The organism is Pandoraea vervacti, assembly GCF_000934605.2.
Lineage (GTDB): Bacteria > Pseudomonadota > Gammaproteobacteria > Burkholderiales > Burkholderiaceae > Pandoraea > Pandoraea vervacti.
On record NZ_CP010897.2, the window covers coordinates 867,864 to 884,155 of the forward strand.

Annotated in this window: 12 protein-coding genes; 4 read left to right on the forward strand and 8 right to left on the reverse strand. The window is 64.2% G+C overall.

The window, feature by feature from the left end; all coding sequences use genetic code 11:
- Positions 1 to 93: 93 nt before the first annotated feature.
- Positions 94 to 1,200, forward strand: coding sequence for an NADH:flavin oxidoreductase/NADH oxidase (locus UC34_RS03900; RefSeq protein WP_044454091.1), 1,107 nt, complete (start codon positions 94 to 96; stop codon positions 1,198 to 1,200).
- A gap of 118 nt (positions 1,201 to 1,318) precedes the next feature.
- Here UC34_RS03900 and UC34_RS03905 read toward each other — a convergent pair whose 3' ends face one another.
- The 4 genes from UC34_RS03905 to UC34_RS03920 form a co-directional block, all read right to left on the reverse strand.
- Positions 1,319 to 2,569 carry a sensor domain-containing phosphodiesterase gene (locus tag UC34_RS03905; protein WP_044454092.1) on the reverse strand — a complete coding sequence of 417 codons (1,251 nt, stop codon included), beginning with the start codon at positions 2,567 to 2,569 and terminating at the stop codon, positions 1,319 to 1,321.
- A gap of 238 nt (positions 2,570 to 2,807) precedes the next feature.
- Positions 2,808 to 4,103 (reverse strand): MFS transporter, encoded by a 1,296-nt coding sequence (locus tag UC34_RS03910; protein ID WP_044454093.1) that lies wholly within the window; start codon positions 4,101 to 4,103, stop codon positions 2,808 to 2,810.
- A gap of 282 nt (positions 4,104 to 4,385) precedes the next feature.
- Entirely contained in the window at positions 4,386 to 5,714 is a 1,329-nt protein-coding gene (locus UC34_RS03915; RefSeq protein ID WP_044454094.1) for an MFS transporter, read from the reverse strand.
- A 71-nt stretch (positions 5,715 to 5,785) separates the two neighbouring features.
- A complete protein-coding gene (locus UC34_RS03920) occupies positions 5,786 to 7,447 on the reverse strand; it encodes a GMC family oxidoreductase (protein WP_044457721.1) in 1,662 nt (553 codons plus the stop codon).
- Between the two features lie 368 nt (positions 7,448 to 7,815).
- Between UC34_RS03920 and UC34_RS03925 the strand changes: the two genes are divergently transcribed.
- Positions 7,816 to 8,727, forward strand: a complete 912-nt coding sequence (locus UC34_RS03925) for an IclR family transcriptional regulator (RefSeq protein ID WP_044454095.1) — start codon at positions 7,816 to 7,818, stop codon at positions 8,725 to 8,727.
- A 4-nt stretch (positions 8,728 to 8,731) separates the two neighbouring features.
- Here UC34_RS03925 and UC34_RS03930 read toward each other — a convergent pair whose 3' ends face one another.
- A complete protein-coding gene (locus UC34_RS03930) occupies positions 8,732 to 9,520 on the reverse strand; it encodes an IclR family transcriptional regulator (protein WP_044457722.1) in 789 nt (262 codons plus the stop codon).
- A gap of 215 nt (positions 9,521 to 9,735) precedes the next feature.
- Between UC34_RS03930 and UC34_RS03935 the strand changes: the two genes are divergently transcribed.
- The gene (locus UC34_RS03935) at positions 9,736 to 10,722 is read left to right on the forward strand and encodes an AAA family ATPase (protein ID WP_044454096.1); all 987 of its coding nucleotides are present in this window, start codon (positions 9,736 to 9,738) and stop codon (positions 10,720 to 10,722) included.
- On the forward strand, positions 10,719 to 12,461 hold the full coding sequence (locus UC34_RS03940) for a cobaltochelatase CobT-related protein (protein ID WP_044454097.1): 1,743 nt from the start codon (positions 10,719 to 10,721) through the stop codon (positions 12,459 to 12,461). Before UC34_RS03935 ends, UC34_RS03940 begins: the two co-directional genes overlap by 4 nt.
- A gap of 56 nt (positions 12,462 to 12,517) precedes the next feature.
- Here the strand turns inward: UC34_RS03940 and UC34_RS03945 are convergent, their stop codons facing one another.
- The 3 genes from UC34_RS03945 to xsc all read right to left on the reverse strand — a co-directional run bounded on the left by UC34_RS03945 (position 12,518) and on the right by xsc (position 16,233).
- The gene (locus UC34_RS03945; RefSeq protein WP_044454098.1) at positions 12,518 to 13,285 is read right to left on the reverse strand and encodes a TSUP family transporter; all 768 of its coding nucleotides are present in this window, start codon (positions 13,283 to 13,285) and stop codon (positions 12,518 to 12,520) included.
- Positions 13,282 to 14,322, reverse strand: a complete 1,041-nt coding sequence (gene pta, locus UC34_RS03950) for a phosphate acetyltransferase (protein WP_044454099.1) — start codon at positions 14,320 to 14,322, stop codon at positions 13,282 to 13,284. The genes UC34_RS03945 and pta overlap by 4 nt, the downstream gene beginning before the upstream one ends.
- A 78-nt stretch (positions 14,323 to 14,400) precedes the next feature.
- Positions 14,401 to 16,233 carry a sulfoacetaldehyde acetyltransferase gene (gene xsc, locus UC34_RS03955; RefSeq protein WP_418303921.1) on the reverse strand — a complete coding sequence of 611 codons (1,833 nt, stop codon included), beginning with the start codon at positions 16,231 to 16,233 and terminating at the stop codon, positions 14,401 to 14,403.
- Positions 16,234 to 16,292: the final 59 nt, after the last annotated feature.

Genomic DNA, 16,292 nt, shown 5'->3' on the forward strand with positions numbered 1-16,292 from the left:
TTTGCAGATGGTTTCCATTATAGCTGGGTGGGGCTACCATGCCTGACGTCGACTGATGAAGGTCGAAACCCACCCCCCGTAAAGAGAATTCTCATGTCTGCCCTGTTTTCCCCGTTTGAACTGAAAAGCGTGAAGCTGCGCAATCGCATCGCGGTGCCGCCCATGTGCCAGTACAGCGCCGTTGACGGCGTGACCAACGATTGGCACCTCGCCCATTACGCCAGCCTGGCGCGCGGTGGCGCCGGCCTGGTGATCGTCGAGGCGACCGCCGTCTCGCCGGAAGGCCGTATCACGCCGGGATGCACCGGTCTGTGGAACGATGAGCAGGCGACGGGCATGGCGCGCATTGCGGCGGCCATCAAGTCGCACGGCGCTGTGCCCGGCATCCAGATCGGGCATGCCGGTCGCAAGGCGAGCGCGAACCGTCCGTGGGAGGGCGACGACCACATCGGTGAAGCGGATTCGCGAGGCTGGCCGACGATTTCGCCGTCTGCGGTGGCGTTCGGTGGTCATCTCGGCAAGGTGCCCAAGGCCATGACGCTCGACGACATCGCGCGCGTGAAAGCCGATTTCGTGGCGGCGGCACGCCGTGCGCTGGCCGCCGGCTTCGAATGGCTGGAGCTGCACTTCGCGCATGGCTATCTGGCGCAGAGCTTCTTCTCGCTGCATGCCAACCATCGCGAAGACGCCTACGGCGGTGATCTCGCCGGTCGTAGCCGCTTCCTGCTGGAGACGTTCGCCGCCGTGCGCGAAGTGTGGCCCGAACACCTGCCGCTCACGGCACGTTTCGGTGTTCTCGAATATGACGGTCGCGACGAAGAGACGCTCACCGAGTCCATCGCGTTGACGCGCCAGATGCGCGAGGGCGGCCTTGATTTGCTCAGCGTGAGCGTGGGCTTCTCGACCCCGGACGCCAAAGTGCCCTGGGGCTCGGCTTTTCTCGCACCGATCGCGCAGCGCGTCCGGCAGGAAGCGGACATTGCGGTGGCTTCGGCGTGGGGCATCGATGATCCGCAGGTCGCCAACCGTGTCGTGGCCGACGGCCAGCTGGACCTCGTGATGGTCGGTCGCGCGCATCTGGCAAATCCGCATTGGCCGTATTTCGCGGCGCGCGATCTCGATGAAAAGCGTCCGACGTGGGTATTGCCCGCGCCGTACGCGCACTGGCTCGAACGCTATCACGCGCCGCGCGCTGCATAAGCCTGTGGGTGCATGCATCGGTGCGCACTTGCGCTGAATGTCGCCGCAAAGACAACGCCCCCGGACGTCGGAAGACGCCGGGGGCGTTTTGTCTCGTCGACATGTGGCGATGTTGTCGCTACCAGTTGATGTCGACACACAGCACGTGCAGCCCTTGTTTGGCGGGCGAGGCGATGGACGCCGTCACGCACAGATGCGCTTCGTTGATAGAGAGATAGGGCGGCGTGAAGTGCACTTCGCCGGGCGCGCGCATGGCTTCGATGAAGTACGGACGCCGCGCCCAGTTCGCGCCTTCGGAATGCAGCAACGGACGGAAGCGCTTGGCCCGCTGCGAGGAGTGGCTGTGCGGCAAGACGTTGTCGCCGATCTGGCGTCCGGCCGCGTCGAGCAGGAAGCAACGTGCCGCGTCGGGCAGGGCAAGCAGGTCGTGTGTCGCCTGACGAATGTCCTGACCTTGCGCCAGACGCGCGGCGGCCGATTCGATGCCCGCGACATACGGCGCCAGCCGAGCATGCTGCGCGCGTTCGCGTTCCACGAGCTGGGTGCGCAACGCCGACGACAGCGCATCCATACGCTCGGCAGCGACCTTGGGCGGAACGGGATCGAAGTCCGGCGCCGCGAAGTATTGCCCTTGCACGAAGTCGACGTTGCACTCCAGCGCGATGAGCGCTTCGCGATCGGTTGTCAGGCCCCCCATCATCACCAGTTGGCCCGACTCGTGCAGTAGCGACACGAGCCCCGGCAATACCCGCGCCAGGTGTGACTGCTCCGTCGCCTGCGCCAGAATGCCGCGATCGAGCACCACGATGTCCGGGCGCAGATCCCATACGCGATCGATGTTCGAGTGCTTCGCACCGAAGCCGCCCAGCGCGATCAGGAAACCCGCCTTGCGCAGACTGCCGACGATCGCGCCGAAGCGTGGCGTGTCGCCGCCGGCTTGCTCCGGGACTTCGAGCACCACCCGTTGCGGCGACAGGCCGGTGGCCTTGAGCGTGGCGATGAGCGCGTCGCCGTAGACCGTGTCCATCAGCGCCGCTGGGTGCAGATTCAGGAAAAGCCACGCATCGCGGCTGTCGAATTCGTGGAAATTCCCCAGATGCAACGACTCGGCGAGCCGCCCCAGCTCCAGCATGTCGCCATGACGCGCCGCCATGGTGAAGACTTCGTGCGAGGGCACGTGGCGCGCCTGCGGGTCGTGAGCGCGCAGCGAGGCGTGGTAACCGATGGCGCGCCGGTGCGAGACCGAGAACACCGGCTGGAACACGCTCGAAATCGTGAAGTCGCCGTAAATGACGATGCGCCGGCCATCGTCGGTCGCCGTCAATCGGGGCGGCAAGAGTCCGGGGGCGTCGAGATCAAGCAGGGTCATGGTCGTGACAGGCGCGGCGGCGGCAAGGATATGTACAGAATAGGAGAGCAAGAAGCGTGCTCAAAGGCGCGCGCTATTGTCCCCGATTTTTCCGCCGATTTCCGCCTGTCTTGTGACGCGTCGCACCAGAGCGTGCCGTCTTCGCACCAAAATGGGGCGTTTGGGCTGATATTGACACTGACGCCGGGCCGGTCGCACTCGCCTCCGCCATCCACCGCCGTCCATCGCCCCACGCCGATCAGGGCGCGATCACCTGAGCCCGACGCGCGACGCGGGCGAGCGCCAGCGCGCACACGACGTTGAAGACATGCAGACCGCCCGGACCGAGCACGGTCACGACCACGGAGGCGATCATCGGCCCGAGCAGCCCGCCGACCGAGAAGAGAATGAGCAACGTTGCGCTCACACCGATACGCCGTTCCGGTTCGGTGCGATCGTTCACGTGCGAGACGATCAGGCCGTACTGCGTGAAATTGACCGCAGAGAACAGGAACATCAGCGCGAAGACGAGCCAGTGCGCCTGAATGAAGATCAACGGCGCACAGAACACGGCAGACGCCACGGCCAGACGCCGCGACACCGTACGCCGATCCATCCGGTCCGAGAGACGTCCGACCGGCCATTGCATGAGCAGCGCGCCGAACAGCGCCACGCCCATCAACGTCGAGAGACTGCCGATGGAAAATCCGATGCGCGTGAGATAGACGGGCATCATCGCGTAGAAGGCGCTATACAGGAAGCCCGCGAGAATGCACCCGGGAATGGCGATGGGCGTTGCGCGCGCCATCTCGGCGACGCTGTCGAACAGACTTATCGCCGGTTGCTTGACGAGTCGCTCGTCGGCCACGCGCGTGGGCCAGCCCTGCATGAGCGTGATCGGCAGTATCGCCGCGACGAACAGGCTCGCCACGAGCAGCAACTGTCCCTCGCTGCCCGCCTCGCCGATATTGAGCAGGAACTGCCCGGCACTGACGGCCAGATAGTTGATGGTGAGGTAGGAGCCGAAGACACGACCGCGCATGGTGTTCGGCACCGAGCCGTTGAGCCAGCTCTCCACGGTGGTGTACATGCCCATGAGCGCCAGGCCGGTACCGACCCGAAACAGGCACAGCAGGAGCATGGACTCGCTCACGGCGAAGCCCATGACGAACAGCGCCGCGAGCGCCGTGAAGGCCACGAACGCGCGATGCTGACCGATGCGTTCGATGAGCGAGCGGTTGTAGAACGCGCCGAGCAGGAAGCCCGCGTAGTAGCACGACTGGATCACGCCGATGGTGAACGTCGAGGCGCCGTACTTCAGCGCGTGAAAGGGCACCGCAGTGACGAACAGGCCGTTGCCGACCACGAGCACGCCGTAGCCCAGCAAGATGCCCATGAGCGCGGGATACACGCTGATCGGCAGGGGAACGGCATCCGCAGGCGCCGGGCCGGGCGGCGTCGAGGGCGTGCCCAGCAGGGAAGCTTCCGACAACGGACCCGGACGGTCGGGTTCGTCTTCGGCAATGGCGGTATCAAGCGACGGATCTCGCTGCATTCGTGTTTGTGATCTCGCGGGCCAGAGAGTCGGGGCAAAGCCTGTCAGCCTGTCGTGGGAGGCAGGCGGCTTGCGCGTGCCTTCATCATCGCACGAGATGACCTTCAGGCGTACTGACCATGGTCATGGCGAACGCGTTGCGCGAAATAGCGAAGGGCGTGCCCGATGACGGACACGCCCTTGCGATGGCTGCGATGGCTGCGGCGTGCGATGACCCGGATCGTGCCGCCGATCAGCGGTTTCCCTGCCGCAGCGCCCCGCTAGCGCAGGCTCGGCACCGGCTCAATGCTCCGTCACCCCCGCACCGTGCCAGACGTGCTGGCGGCGCTTGCGACTGCCGATCCACGCAGCGGACAGCGCGCTGACGAGACCGGCGATGAGCACGTAGATGCAGATCATCCAGGGCTCGCCGCCGTTTTTTTGCAACAGATACGTGGCGATGATCGGGCTCAGGCCGCTCGCGAAGATGCCCGAGAACTGATAGACGAAGGAGATGCCGGTGTAGCGCACCTTCGCGTCGAACAGTTCCGAAAACAGGGCGGCTTCCGGGCCATAGACCGAGGCGTAGATCACACCGAGCGGAATCACGATGGACAGCCACACGAGCATCACGTTGCCGCCGCTTGCCTTCATCAGCCAGAAGCCGGCGAAGGAAGACAACCCCGTGGCGAGCGACCCCCAGAAGTAGATGCGCGTGCGACCGATGCGATCGGACAACTTGCCGAAGAACGGAATCGTAAAGATCATCACGAATGCAGCGGCCATCACGCCGGTAAGCGCTTCGGTCTGCGAGAGCTTGAGCGTTTGCGTGAGGTAGGCGATGGAGAACACGCCGAAGATGTTGAAGAACACGCCGTCGATGAAGCGTGCCCCCATGCCCGCCAGCACGTTGCCCGGGCTTTTCGTCAGGACTTCCGCAATCGGAATCTTGATCTCGGCGCCGGCCTTCTTGATCTTCGAGAACTCCGGCGTTTCCATGACATTGAGTCGAATGTACATGCCGATGGCGACGAGCCCGACCGAGAGGAAGAAGGCCACGCGCCAGCCCCACGCCAGGAACTGCGCACTGGTGAGTACGTACGAGAGCAGCGCCACCACGCCGGAGGCGAGGCACAGACCAAGCGCGAGACCTACCTGCGGAATGCTGGCGTAATAGCCGCGTTTCTCCTTCGGCGCATATTCGAACGCCATGAGCACCGCGCCGCCCCACTCGCCGCCCAGACCGATGCCTTGAAGCACGCGCAATGCGAGCAACAACACGGGCGCCCATAGACCGATCTGCGCGTAGGTGGGCACCATGCCGATGAGCATCGTCGCCACGCCCATGATGGTGAGCGTCATGACGAGCATGCTCTTGCGCCCGAGCTTGTCGCCGAAGTGCCCGAAGATTACACCGCCGAGCGGGCGGCTCAGGAAACCGACCGCGAAGGTGCCGTACGCCAGCATGGTCGACACCAGCGGATCGCTGCCGGGGAAATACAACTTGTTGAACACGATGCCGGCCACCACCCCGTAGAGAAAGAAGTCGTACCACTCGATAGTGGCGCCGATGAGGCTGGCGACGACGACACGGCGCATCTGCCGGGCGTCGGTCTGGGTCGATGCATTCATGGTTGTCTCCGAATCTGGTGAAGCTTGTAATGAAGCTTGTAATGAGGTTGGGGCTGATGACTGCAATGCGACTACACCGCCAGGACAGCTTCCGTCGGCGTCTGCCTGCTGCCGCGGATTTCCTGCATGCCCGACGCTTGCTTCCTGTCTTCGAGAATCATGTCGGCCGCCTTCTCGGCAATCATGATGGTCGGTGCATTCGTGTTGCCCGACACGAGCTCGGGCATGATCGACGCGTCCACGACCCGCAGCGCGGCAAGGCCATGCACGCGCAGGCGATCGTCGACGACGGCCATGGCGTCGTCGCCCATCTTGCAGGTGCCCGCCGGGTGATAGATCGATTGGCTGAACTGTCGCGCTGCCTGAAGTAGTTCCTCGTCGCTCCGGTACTGTGCGCCGGGCACGAATTCGCTGATGATGTGCGGCGCGAGCGAGGGCGCTGCCGCGATGCGGCGCGCGACTTTGATGCCGTCGATCACCACGCGGTGGTCGCGCTCGTCCGAGAGATAGTTCGCGTGAATCGTCGGATACTGCAACGGGTCGTTCGTGCGGATCTCGACACTTCCCCGGCTGTGCGGGCGCAACTGGCACACGGACGACGTGAAGGCCGAGAAGCGATGCGCCCCCTTGCCCGGCTTGTCGGCCGAGAGCGGTTGCATGTGGAACTGGATGTCGGGACGCGAGAGTTCCGGGCGCGAGCGCGTGAAGATCGTGACCTGACTCGCAGCGAGCGTGAGCGGGCCGGTGCGAAACAGCGCGTATTGCAAACCGATGAGCGCCTTGCGCAAGGGATGGTTCACCTCGTCGTTCAACGTGCGCTCGCGCGTCTTGAACACGAGACGCACCTGCAGGTGATCCTGCAGGTTCCGGCCGACGCCCGGCAGCGCGTGTCGCAATGCGACGCCCGCCTTCGCCAGCACCGTCGTCGGCCCGACGCCCGAGTTTTGCAGCAGTTGCGGCGAGCCGATGGCCCCCGCCGCCAGAATCACTTCGACGCGCGCGCGCGCCTTCTTGCGCTGACCGTCTTGCACATACTCGACACCGACGGCGCGCTTGCCTTCGAACAACACCCGACAGGTTTGCGCCCGCGTCTCGATGATCAGATTGGTGCGGTGACGCGCTGGTTTGAGAAAGCCCTTGGCCGTGCTCCAGCGAAATCCCTTGAAGGCCGTCTGCTGGAAGTAGCCGACGCCTTCCTGCGTCGCGCCGTTGTAGTCCTCGTTAAAGGGAATGCCGATGTCTTTGGCGGCAGCGATGAAGTGCTCGGCGATGGGCCGGCGCAGTCGCAAATCCGAGACCTTGAGCGGGCCGCCCACACCGTGATACGCATTGGCCCCGTGTTCCTGATCTTCGGATTTGCGGAAGTAGGGCAGCACGTCGGCATAGCCCCAGCCACGATTGCCCAGTTCGGCCCAGCGATCGTAGTCCTCTCGCTGGCCGCGCACATAGAGCAGACCGTTGAGCGAACTGGACCCACCCAGCACTTTGCCGCGAGGCCAGTCGATCTGGCGGCCCGCCACGTTGGCGTCCGGCTCGGTGCGATAGCACCAGTCCAGTTCCGGGTCGTGCATGGTCTTGAAATAGCCGACGGGGACGTGAATCCAGGGATTGCTATCGTGTCCGCCGGCTTCGAGCAGCAGCACCCGATTCGCGGGGTCCGCACTCAGACGATTGGCAAGCACGCATCCTGCCGAGCCTGCGCCGACGATCAGATAGTCGACCTCGTGTTCCATACCGCCTGTCTCCTGCAGTCGATGTCCCACCGCCATTGGCTGGGATGGGTTGAAACGATTCGTTTCGGTTTGTTTCGATCCAATGTCGGCGAGCGATGCGCGAATGCCAAGGGAAAAAACGTCGACGACCGAAAATTGAAACGGATTTCGCGCTTGCGGTTTCAGAACGAGGTCATTGCTGCGCTGCATCTGCGGGGTTTTACTAGGCATCGCGACACGATGCCGTGGCGCACGGCAGACATGAGACCAATGACCGCGTGAGGCACGCTCACGGGTAATCCCGAGGCTGATCGTCGTCAAATAATTGGTATATTTTGTTTCTTTTATTGAGCGACAGGTTTCGGGGCGATGAGCCCGGGGAGGCAGCGATGCAGGCAACGCGCGACACTGGCACGCTGGACGACGCAGATCTGCGCGCGAGCGACGAGGCGCGGAATCTGCGGGCGCTCGCCGTCATCGAGCGTCTTGCCTTGGCCGGGCAGCCTTACACGCTGTCGCAACTGGCTTCGCGTCTGGCGATTCCGAAAGCCACGCTCATGCGACTGATCGAAGCGCTGGAGGTGTGTGGCTACGTCGCGCACGTGCCCGATTCGCGCGGCGCAGAACGCGGTTTGTCGTTGGGACCGCGCGCGACGCGGCTCGCGCTCGTGACGCTGGCCAACAACAACTTCACGCGCGCGGCGCGCTCCTTGTTGCGTGCATTGGTGGATCGCGTGGGCGAGACGGTCAACCTCACCGCGCTCGACGGCGACGAAGTCCTTTATATCGAACGCGTGGAGACGAACGAACCGCTGCGCATGCAGATGCACCCAGGCATGCGCGTGCCGCTGCACTGCACTGCGAGCGGCAAGCTATTTCTCTCGCAGATGCCGGCGGCGCAGCGCCGGGCGGTGCTCTCTCGGCTCTCGCTCAGGCGCATGACGCCGCGCACGATTACCGACGCGAGCTTGCTCGAAGCGGAACTGGACCGGCTCGCGGCGCGAGGCATCGGCATCGACAATGAAGAGTTCGTGCGCGGGATGGTGGCCGTCGGCGTGCCCGTGCGTGCGCCCGACGATGCTAGCGTGCGCGCCGTGCTGGCCGTACATGGCCCGACGGCACGTGTCACGCTGGAGCAGTTGACGGGGCTGGTGCCGACGCTGCGCGAGACCGCGACGGCGCTCGCGCCGCTGCTCGACTGGCAGCGGGCAAGCAAGGAGGCGGCGCTGGCGAAGCGCTCGGAAGCCGAAAAATCACATGAGGATGCGGTGGGGCGAACCGAACGGGTGAAGGCCCTCTGACGGCTCAGAACGTCCGTGCGAGTTCCTTGGCGGCTTCCTGAAGTCGCGGCACGAATTCCATCGCTTTGGACAGCGACGTGCGCGATACCGGCGCGTGCACGGCCACGGCGGCGATACAGGCGCCGTCTTCCTTGAGCACGGGCGCGGCGACACAGGCGATACCCAGCACGAATTCCTCGTTATCGACGGCAATGCCCTTGTGGGCAATACGGTCGAGTTCGCTCTCCAGCAACTCGGGATCGGTCAGCGTGTTGGGGGTAAAGCGCTGGAGCTTCATCGCACGAAGCAGCGCGGCGCGTTGCTCGCGGGGCATCATCGCCAACAGCAGCTTGCCGCTCGCGCTGCTGTGCGCAGGCACATGCGAGCCGGGTTTCAGATCGAGACGCAGCGGCCACGGCGCTTCCATGCGGTCCAGGTAAAGCACCTCGGTTTCATGCAGCATCGTGAGGTTGCAGGTCTCTCCCAGATCGGCCACGAGACGGCCGAGAATCGCATGACGCATGCGGCGTGCACCCGCCTGCATCATCACGCCCAGACTCAGTTGCGCGAGTCGCGGGCCGATCACATAGGCATTCTTCTGCCCCGGTTCGCGAATCACCAGACCGCCCGCTTCGAGCGATCCGAGCATGCGGTGCAGCGACGCCTTGGGCATCTGAATGTCGTGCGCCATATCGGCGAGCGAGACCGGCGCGTCGGCAGCGACGAGATACTCCAGCAGCGCGAATGCCCGAAGTGTCGGGGTATCCGCCTTGTTGTCTGACGGGGAGTCGTGCTGAATCGCTGCGTCGTTCATATGCGCCGTTCCGGAAAATGGATCAGCGGTATTGTACCCAAACAGGTTGTCGACCGGCATTGGCAAGGTTTCCGATGCGTTTCAGTTCATCCGAATCTAGACGAGCCGCCCTGCACCGTCAATCAGTGTTTTAATTATTCGGAACAAATTGTTTCTAAAAATGGTTAACGCTATGATGCGCTGACACCGTTTTGGAAATGGATGGAGACGCCGTGATGCAGACCGCACCCCAACAACCGGATCACACCGTCGATGCCCGCACCGTGTTCGGCATCGAGACCGATCTTCAGGTCCCGGCGTTCAGCGAGCGCGACGATCATGTGCCCGAGATCGACACCGCTTACCGCTTCAATCCCGATGTGACGCTGGCGATTCTTGCCGGCTTCATGAATAACCGTCGGGTGATGGTGCAGGGCATGCACGGCACCGGCAAATCCACCCACATCGAACAAGTCGCTGCGCGTCTGAACTGGCCGTGCGTGCGCGTCAATCTCGATGGCCACATCAGTCGTCTCGATCTAGTGGGCAAGGACGCCATCGTCGTGCGCGACGGCCATCAGGTCACCGAGTTTCAGGAAGGCATCGTGCCGTGGGCGCTGCAACGGCCGGTCGCGCTGATCTTTGATGAGTACGACGCGGGTCGCCCCGATGTGATGTTCGTCATCCAGCGCATTCTCGAGCGCGATGGGAAGTTCACGCTGCTCGACCAGACTCGCGTGATTCACCCGCACCCCGGCTTTCGCATGTTCGCCACGACGAACACCGTCGGCCTGGGCAATCTGAACGGCCTGTATCACGGCACGCAGGTGCTCAACCACGCGCAGATCGATCGCTGGAATGTCGTCGCGACGCTCAATTACCTGTCGCGCGAGGACGAAGCCGGCATTGTGCTGGCGCGCGTGCCGACGCTCGACAACGAGGCGGGACGAACGCTCATCGAATCGATGCTCAGCGTGGCCGAACTCACGCGCAAGGGCTTCGCCACGGGGGACTTGTCCACGCTCATGTCGCCGCGTACGGTCATCAACTGGGCGGAGAACGTGGGCATCTTCCGCGATGCGGGACTCGCGTTCCGTCTGACGTTCCTGAACAAATGCGACGAGGCGGAACGCGCCGTGGTGGCCGAGTACTACCAGCGCGCGTTCGGTCAGGCGTTGCCGTCGACCGACGGCGGCCGCTCGCTGCTGGCCGATGCGTCATGACGATCTCGGAGCGCGAGGCGGCACGGCGCGCCGCACGTGGCGAAGCGCTTTGCGCCGCGACCGTGCGGGCGCTGACCGGCGACGCCGCGCTGCACTACAGCGGCGCGCGTCTGTGCCGGAACATGCGGGCGTTGCCGCTGCATGCGCCGCACCTGCAAATGCTGCCGCAGCCCGCCGATCAATTGGCGACCTTGCGCGGTGCGGCGGACGGCGCGGCACTGCGATTGCGTCACAGCGACACCCAATTGCATCGCAGCGTGCAGCCGGACGCGCCCATCGAGCGCCTGCTCTTCGAACTGCTGGAGCAGTTGCGATGCGAGACGCTCGTCCCGCCCGGCATGCCCGGCGTTGCGATCAACCTGCGCGAGCGCTTCGAAGCGTGGTCGCGCACGATGCATGCTACCGGCGTGGCGGACAGCCATGTCGGCCTGCTGCTGTACACCGTTGCACAGATGAGCTGGTCGCGGCTGAGCGGCTATCCCGTCATCGAGGAGACGGAAGGATTGATCGAAGCCACGCGCATGGCCGTTGCGCCGCGCATTGGCGGCGCGCTCGCAGGCATGCGCCGCACGCGCGCAGATCAGGCGGCGTTCGCCGCTTACGCGCGTGAACTGGCGTCCGATATCGCGAGCCTGATTCACGCGGCAGGGGGGGGACCCCGCGACGACGATGCCAAGGACGATGAAGACGAGAAGGGCGTGCGCAATGCCTTCTCGCTGTTTCTCGACTTCGACGAGCAGGAGGACGATGGCATCACGCTCGCGCACTCGGGCGACAGCCGCGTGCTGACGGCGTCCGGGCAAGGCTATCGCGTCTTCACGAATCGTTACGATCGCGAAGGGTATGCGGGCACACTGGTGCGCCGCGCGTTGCTCACCGAATTCCGGGAACGGCTCGACGAGCGCATCGTCGCGCAGGCGATTAACGTGCCCAGGCTGGCGCGCGCGCTCAAGATGGCGCTGGCGGTGCCGCAGCGCGACGGCTGGTCGTTTGGCGAGGAGCAAGGGCGTATCGACGGACGGCGTCTTGCGCAACTCGTCAGTTCACCTGCCGAGCGGCGGCTCTTCCGGCTGGAAAAACACACCCTGATCGCCGAATCGATGGTGAGCTTTCTCATCGACTGTTCGGGTTCGATGAAGGCGCAGATCGACGCCGTGGCGATGATTGTCGACGTGCTTTCCCGAGCGCTGGATGCGGCGGGTGTCACCAATGAAATCCTCGGATTCACGACCGGTGCGTGGAACGGCGGGCGCGCCCGCACCGACTGGCTCGCGCGCGGCAGGCCGCGCTTTCCCGGGCGTCTGAATGAAGTCTCGCATCTGATCTTCAAAGACGCGGTGACGAGCTGGCGACGTGCGCGTACCGACATCGCGGCGCTGTTTAAGGCGGACTTGTTTCGCGAGGGCGTGGACGGCGAGGCCGTCGAGTGGGCATGCGAGCGGCTGCGCTCGCGCAGCGCGAATCGTCGACTGCTCATCGTAATTTCCGACGGCAGCCCGATGGATGCGGCCACGAATCAGGTCAACGACGCGTATTACCTCGACCACCATCTTCGCGAAGTCGTCGCGCAACAACACGCGCGGGGCGACGTGGAAGTGATGGGCCTCGGCGTGGGTCTCGACCTCAGTCCCTATTACCGCAACTCGATGGCGCTGGACCTGACGAGCTCACCCGACATGACGATGCTCGCGAAGCTCGTCGACTGGATCGGCAGCGGCGGGCGTCGCACGGATGCGTAAGTGCTGCATCAGCCCTGCATGAGCGTCATCTGAGCGTTCGGCGCTGGCACAGTGCGTCACATCATCTGCCTCACGGCGCTGACCACGAGATGCGCGCCAAGCAGAATCAGCGTGAGAAAAGCGACGCGTCGCGTCATGGTCGCCGACAGCGGCGGCGGATGGCGTCTGGCGAACAGCGTCGCGAACGTGACGACGGGCAGGGCGATCGCGGCCTGCCACCCCATGGCGGCGGGAAGTTGTCCCGCGAAGGCGCTGTAGGCGGTACGGATCGACGCCGTCACCGCAAAGAGCAGGATCAGGGCACAACGAATCTGCACGAGCGTGAGCGGTTGCCGGTAGAAATAGAAGATCAGCGGTGGCCCGGAGATGCCGAACATGCCACTGAGCAAACCGCCGAAGATACCGCTGAAGAAGAATCCCGTCTCGCCCGATCGTTCCGGTCTGGGTGCGGGTCGGATGGCCGACCCGATGCCGCCGTAGAGCACGACCGCACCCAACAGCAGATGCAGCACGTTGGACGCCGTGCCGTTCAGATAATCGAAGAGCAACACGCCCACGACGACCGAGGGCACGATGCCGAGCGTTGCCGCCCGCACGGCCCGCCAGTCGACGAGATGCAACGTGCCCGGCAACGCGAGCGCGCTGTTGACAAGGGTCACCAGACTCACAAGGATGGCGACGCTCGCGACGGAGGCAAGGCCGAATGCGCTCGCACCCCCGAGCACGATCATGCCCAGCCCAAAGCCTGTCACGGTCTGGAAATACGTCGCAAGCCCCAGCAGCAGCATCAATGGCAGCGACGCCTGAATTGCCTGCCACGTCATGCCCGGATCGCGAGCGGCGAGACTCCGGTCAGCTTGGCGCGTGCGGCCTGTGCCTGCACGCAGGTCACGCCGATCACGTAATAGATGTCGTCCGCGCTGCAGCCGCGCGAGAGATCGTTCGCCGGGCGATTCAGCCCTTGCAACAGCGGGCCGATGGCCTTCGCGCCGCCAATGCGTTCCGCCAGCTTGTAGCCAATATTCCCGGCGTCGAGGCTCGGGAAAATGAGCGTGTTGGCGTGGCCTTCGGTTTGCGAATGCACGACCTTGCGTTGCGCGATCTCTTCGACGATGGCCGCATCGAGCTGCACGTCGCCATCGATGGCAAGTTGCGGCCGGGCTGCCTTGACGAGGCGGGTGGCTTCCACCACCTTGTCGACCGCCGCATGCTTCGCGCTGCCGCTCGTCGAGAACGACAGCATTGCCACGCGCGGCGGCTCCATGAGCAGGGCGCCGGCGCTATCGGCCGCCGCCATCGCGATCTGCGCGAGTTGTGCGGCGTCCGGATCGACCACCAGGGCGCAGTCCGAGAAGATCAACCCGCCCTTCATGGTGTGGAACGGCTCGCACAACATCATCAGGAAGAAGCTCGACACCAGCTTGAACGAGGGTTGCACACCGATGATCTGAATCGCCATACGCACCACGTCGGCGGTCGTGTGGACCGCACCTGCGACCGAGCCGTCCGCGTGCCCGAGACGCACCATCATGTTGGCAAAGCCCAGCGGCGTGCGCATTTCGTCGGCGGCCTGTTCGCGCGTCATCCCCTTTTTCGAACGAATGCCATACCAGATGTGGGAGAACGCTTCGGTCATGTCCGACGTTGCCGGATCGATCAGTTCCATACCGGCGAGATCGATGCGTGCGGCGTCGGCGGCACGCTGCGTTTTGCCGATGTCGCCGACCAGCACGATACGCGCCATTTTTTCCTGCGTGGCGCGTGCGGCGGCGCGCAATACGCGTTCGTCGTCCGACTCGCACAACACAATGCGCATCGGTGCGCGACGCGCGGTATCGATGATGCGGTTGATGGCTTTCATGATGTCGTCTGAATGAAAAAAAGCGCCCCCGGCACCCACAGAGCCGGGAGCGCTGTCACACGAAGAACCGCTACCGCGTCAGACGTAGTCCTTGTACTTGTCGAGCATGCGCACCGGCTTGGAGAGGGCGTCGCGGCGGAACGGATCGCCCAGTTCGCGCGTGCACATGATTTCGATGATGGTCGTCTTGCCGTGATTCATCTGGAGGTCGATGGCTTTCTTGAGGGCCGGGCCGACATCTTCCAGGCGGTCGACCACGATGCCTTCGGCGCCCATCGCACGTGCGATATTGGCAAAGCTCGGGCTTTCCAGTTCACCGGCGACGAAACGGCGGTTATAGAAGTCCACCTGGTTCTTCTTCTCCGCCCCCCACTGACGGTTGTGGAAGACCACGGCCGTGACCGGAATGTTATGGCGCACGCAGGTGAGCGTTTCCATCAGGCTCATGCCCCATGCGCCGTCGCCGGCGTAGGAGATGGCGGGACGGTGCGGCGCGGCAACCTTCGCGCCGATGATCGTCGGGAACGCGTAGCCGCAGTTGCCCCAGCTCATGGCGGCGAAGAAGCTGCGCGGCTTGTTAAAGCGCAGGTAGCTGTTGGCGACCGAGTTGATGTTGCCGATGTCGGTCGAGACCATGACGTCTTCCGGCATCGCCTTTTCCAGCTCGCGCAGCACCTGACGCGGATGCAGATACTGACCGCCATTGAAGGTCTTCTCGTGCTTCTGCTCTTCGATCATGTCGAGGCTGTACGGATCGCGCTCGTGGGTCCACTCGTCGAGTTCTTTCTCCCACGCGGCCTTCTCGGTCGCGATCTGATCGGCGCGGGCAGCGCGCGTGGCGTCGCAGACGAGGGTGCGCTCGGCCAGACGTTGCGACAGGGCGATGGCCGCCGCCTTCGCGTCGCCGCAGATGCCGACGGAGATCTTCTTCACGAGGCCCAGCATCTTGTGATCGGCGTCGATCTGGATGATCTTGGCGTTTTTCGGCCAGTAGTCCAGACCGTGCTGCGGTAAGGTGCCGAACGGTCCAAGGCGCGAGCCGAGCGCGACGACCACGTCCGCCTGCGCAAGCAGTTTCATCGCCGCCTTCGAGCCCTGATAGCCGAGCGGGCCGCACCACAGCGGATGATTGGCCGGGAACGAGTCGTTGTGCAGGTAGCTGTTGACGACCGGCGCCCCGAGGCGTTCGGCCAGGGCCTTGCACGCCTCGACGGCGTCGGCCATGACCACGCCGCCGCCCGAAATGATGACCGGGAATTTGGCCTGCGCGAGCAGTTCCGCAGCTTCGTTCAGACGCGCTTCGCCGCCGGCGCCGCGGTCCAGACGTTGCGGGCGCGGAATCTCGGCCTTGATCTGACCGTAGAAATAGTCACGCGGAATGTTGAGCTGCGTGGGGCCCATTTCGGCCATGGCGCGATCGAAGCAACGGCCGGTGAATTCGGCCATGCGTGCCGGGTGCGTCACGTGGCCCTGATACTTCGTGAACTCCTGGAACATCGGCAGTTGCCTGGCTTCCTGGAAACCGCCCAGACCGATGCCCATCGTGCCCGCTTCCGGCGTGACGATCACGACCGGGCTGTGCGCCCAGTAAGCGGCGGCAATCGCCGTCACGCAGTTGCTGATGCCCGGGCCGTTCTGCCCGATCACGACACCATGGCGGCCCGACACGCGGGCGTAACCGTCGGCCATGTGCCCGGCGCCTTGCTCGTGCACCACCGGAATCAGACGAATACCGGCAGGCGCGAAGATGTCCATGGCGTCCATGAAGGCCGAGCCCATGATGCCGAACATCTCGCTCACGCCGTTGGCGACCATCGTTTCGACGAACGCTTCGGACGGCGTCATCGTTTGCGGACCGGCGTCGGAGGCCGTCATTTGCTGGGTGGCCGAAGCCGGATCTTTGGCATTCATGGGGTGTCTCCAGTGAAAAATAAACGGAACAAATAATTCCGATTTAGTTTGCTTGTATC

Bases quoted from the DNA above. Each gene is read 5' to 3' on its own strand.
- UC34_RS03900 (WP_044454091.1), top strand. From the start codon at position 94: ATGTCTGCCCTGTTTTCCCCGTTTGAACTGAAAAGCGTGAAGCTGCGC.
- UC34_RS03905 (WP_044454092.1), bottom strand. From the start codon at position 2,569: ATGACCCTGCTTGATCTCGACGCCCCCGGACTCTTGCCGCCCCGATTG.
- UC34_RS03910 (WP_044454093.1), bottom strand. From the start codon at position 4,103: ATGCAGCGAGATCCGTCGCTTGATACCGCCATTGCCGAAGACGAACCC.
- UC34_RS03915 (WP_044454094.1), bottom strand. From the start codon at position 5,714: ATGAATGCATCGACCCAGACCGACGCCCGGCAGATGCGCCGTGTCGTC.
- UC34_RS03920 (WP_044457721.1), bottom strand. From the start codon at position 7,447: ATGGAACACGAGGTCGACTATCTGATCGTCGGCGCAGGCTCGGCAGGA.
- UC34_RS03925 (WP_044454095.1), top strand. From the start codon at position 7,816: ATGCAGGCAACGCGCGACACTGGCACGCTGGACGACGCAGATCTGCGC.
- UC34_RS03930 (WP_044457722.1), bottom strand. From the start codon at position 9,520: ATGAACGACGCAGCGATTCAGCACGACTCCCCGTCAGACAACAAGGCG.
- UC34_RS03935 (WP_044454096.1), top strand. From the start codon at position 9,736: ATGCAGACCGCACCCCAACAACCGGATCACACCGTCGATGCCCGCACC.
- UC34_RS03940 (WP_044454097.1), top strand. From the start codon at position 10,719: ATGACGATCTCGGAGCGCGAGGCGGCACGGCGCGCCGCACGTGGCGAA.
- UC34_RS03945 (WP_044454098.1), bottom strand. From the start codon at position 13,285: ATGACGTGGCAGGCAATTCAGGCGTCGCTGCCATTGATGCTGCTGCTG.
- pta (WP_044454099.1), bottom strand. From the start codon at position 14,322: ATGAAAGCCATCAACCGCATCATCGATACCGCGCGTCGCGCACCGATG.
- xsc (WP_418303921.1), bottom strand. From the start codon at position 16,233: ATGAATGCCAAAGATCCGGCTTCGGCCACCCAGCAAATGACGGCCTCC.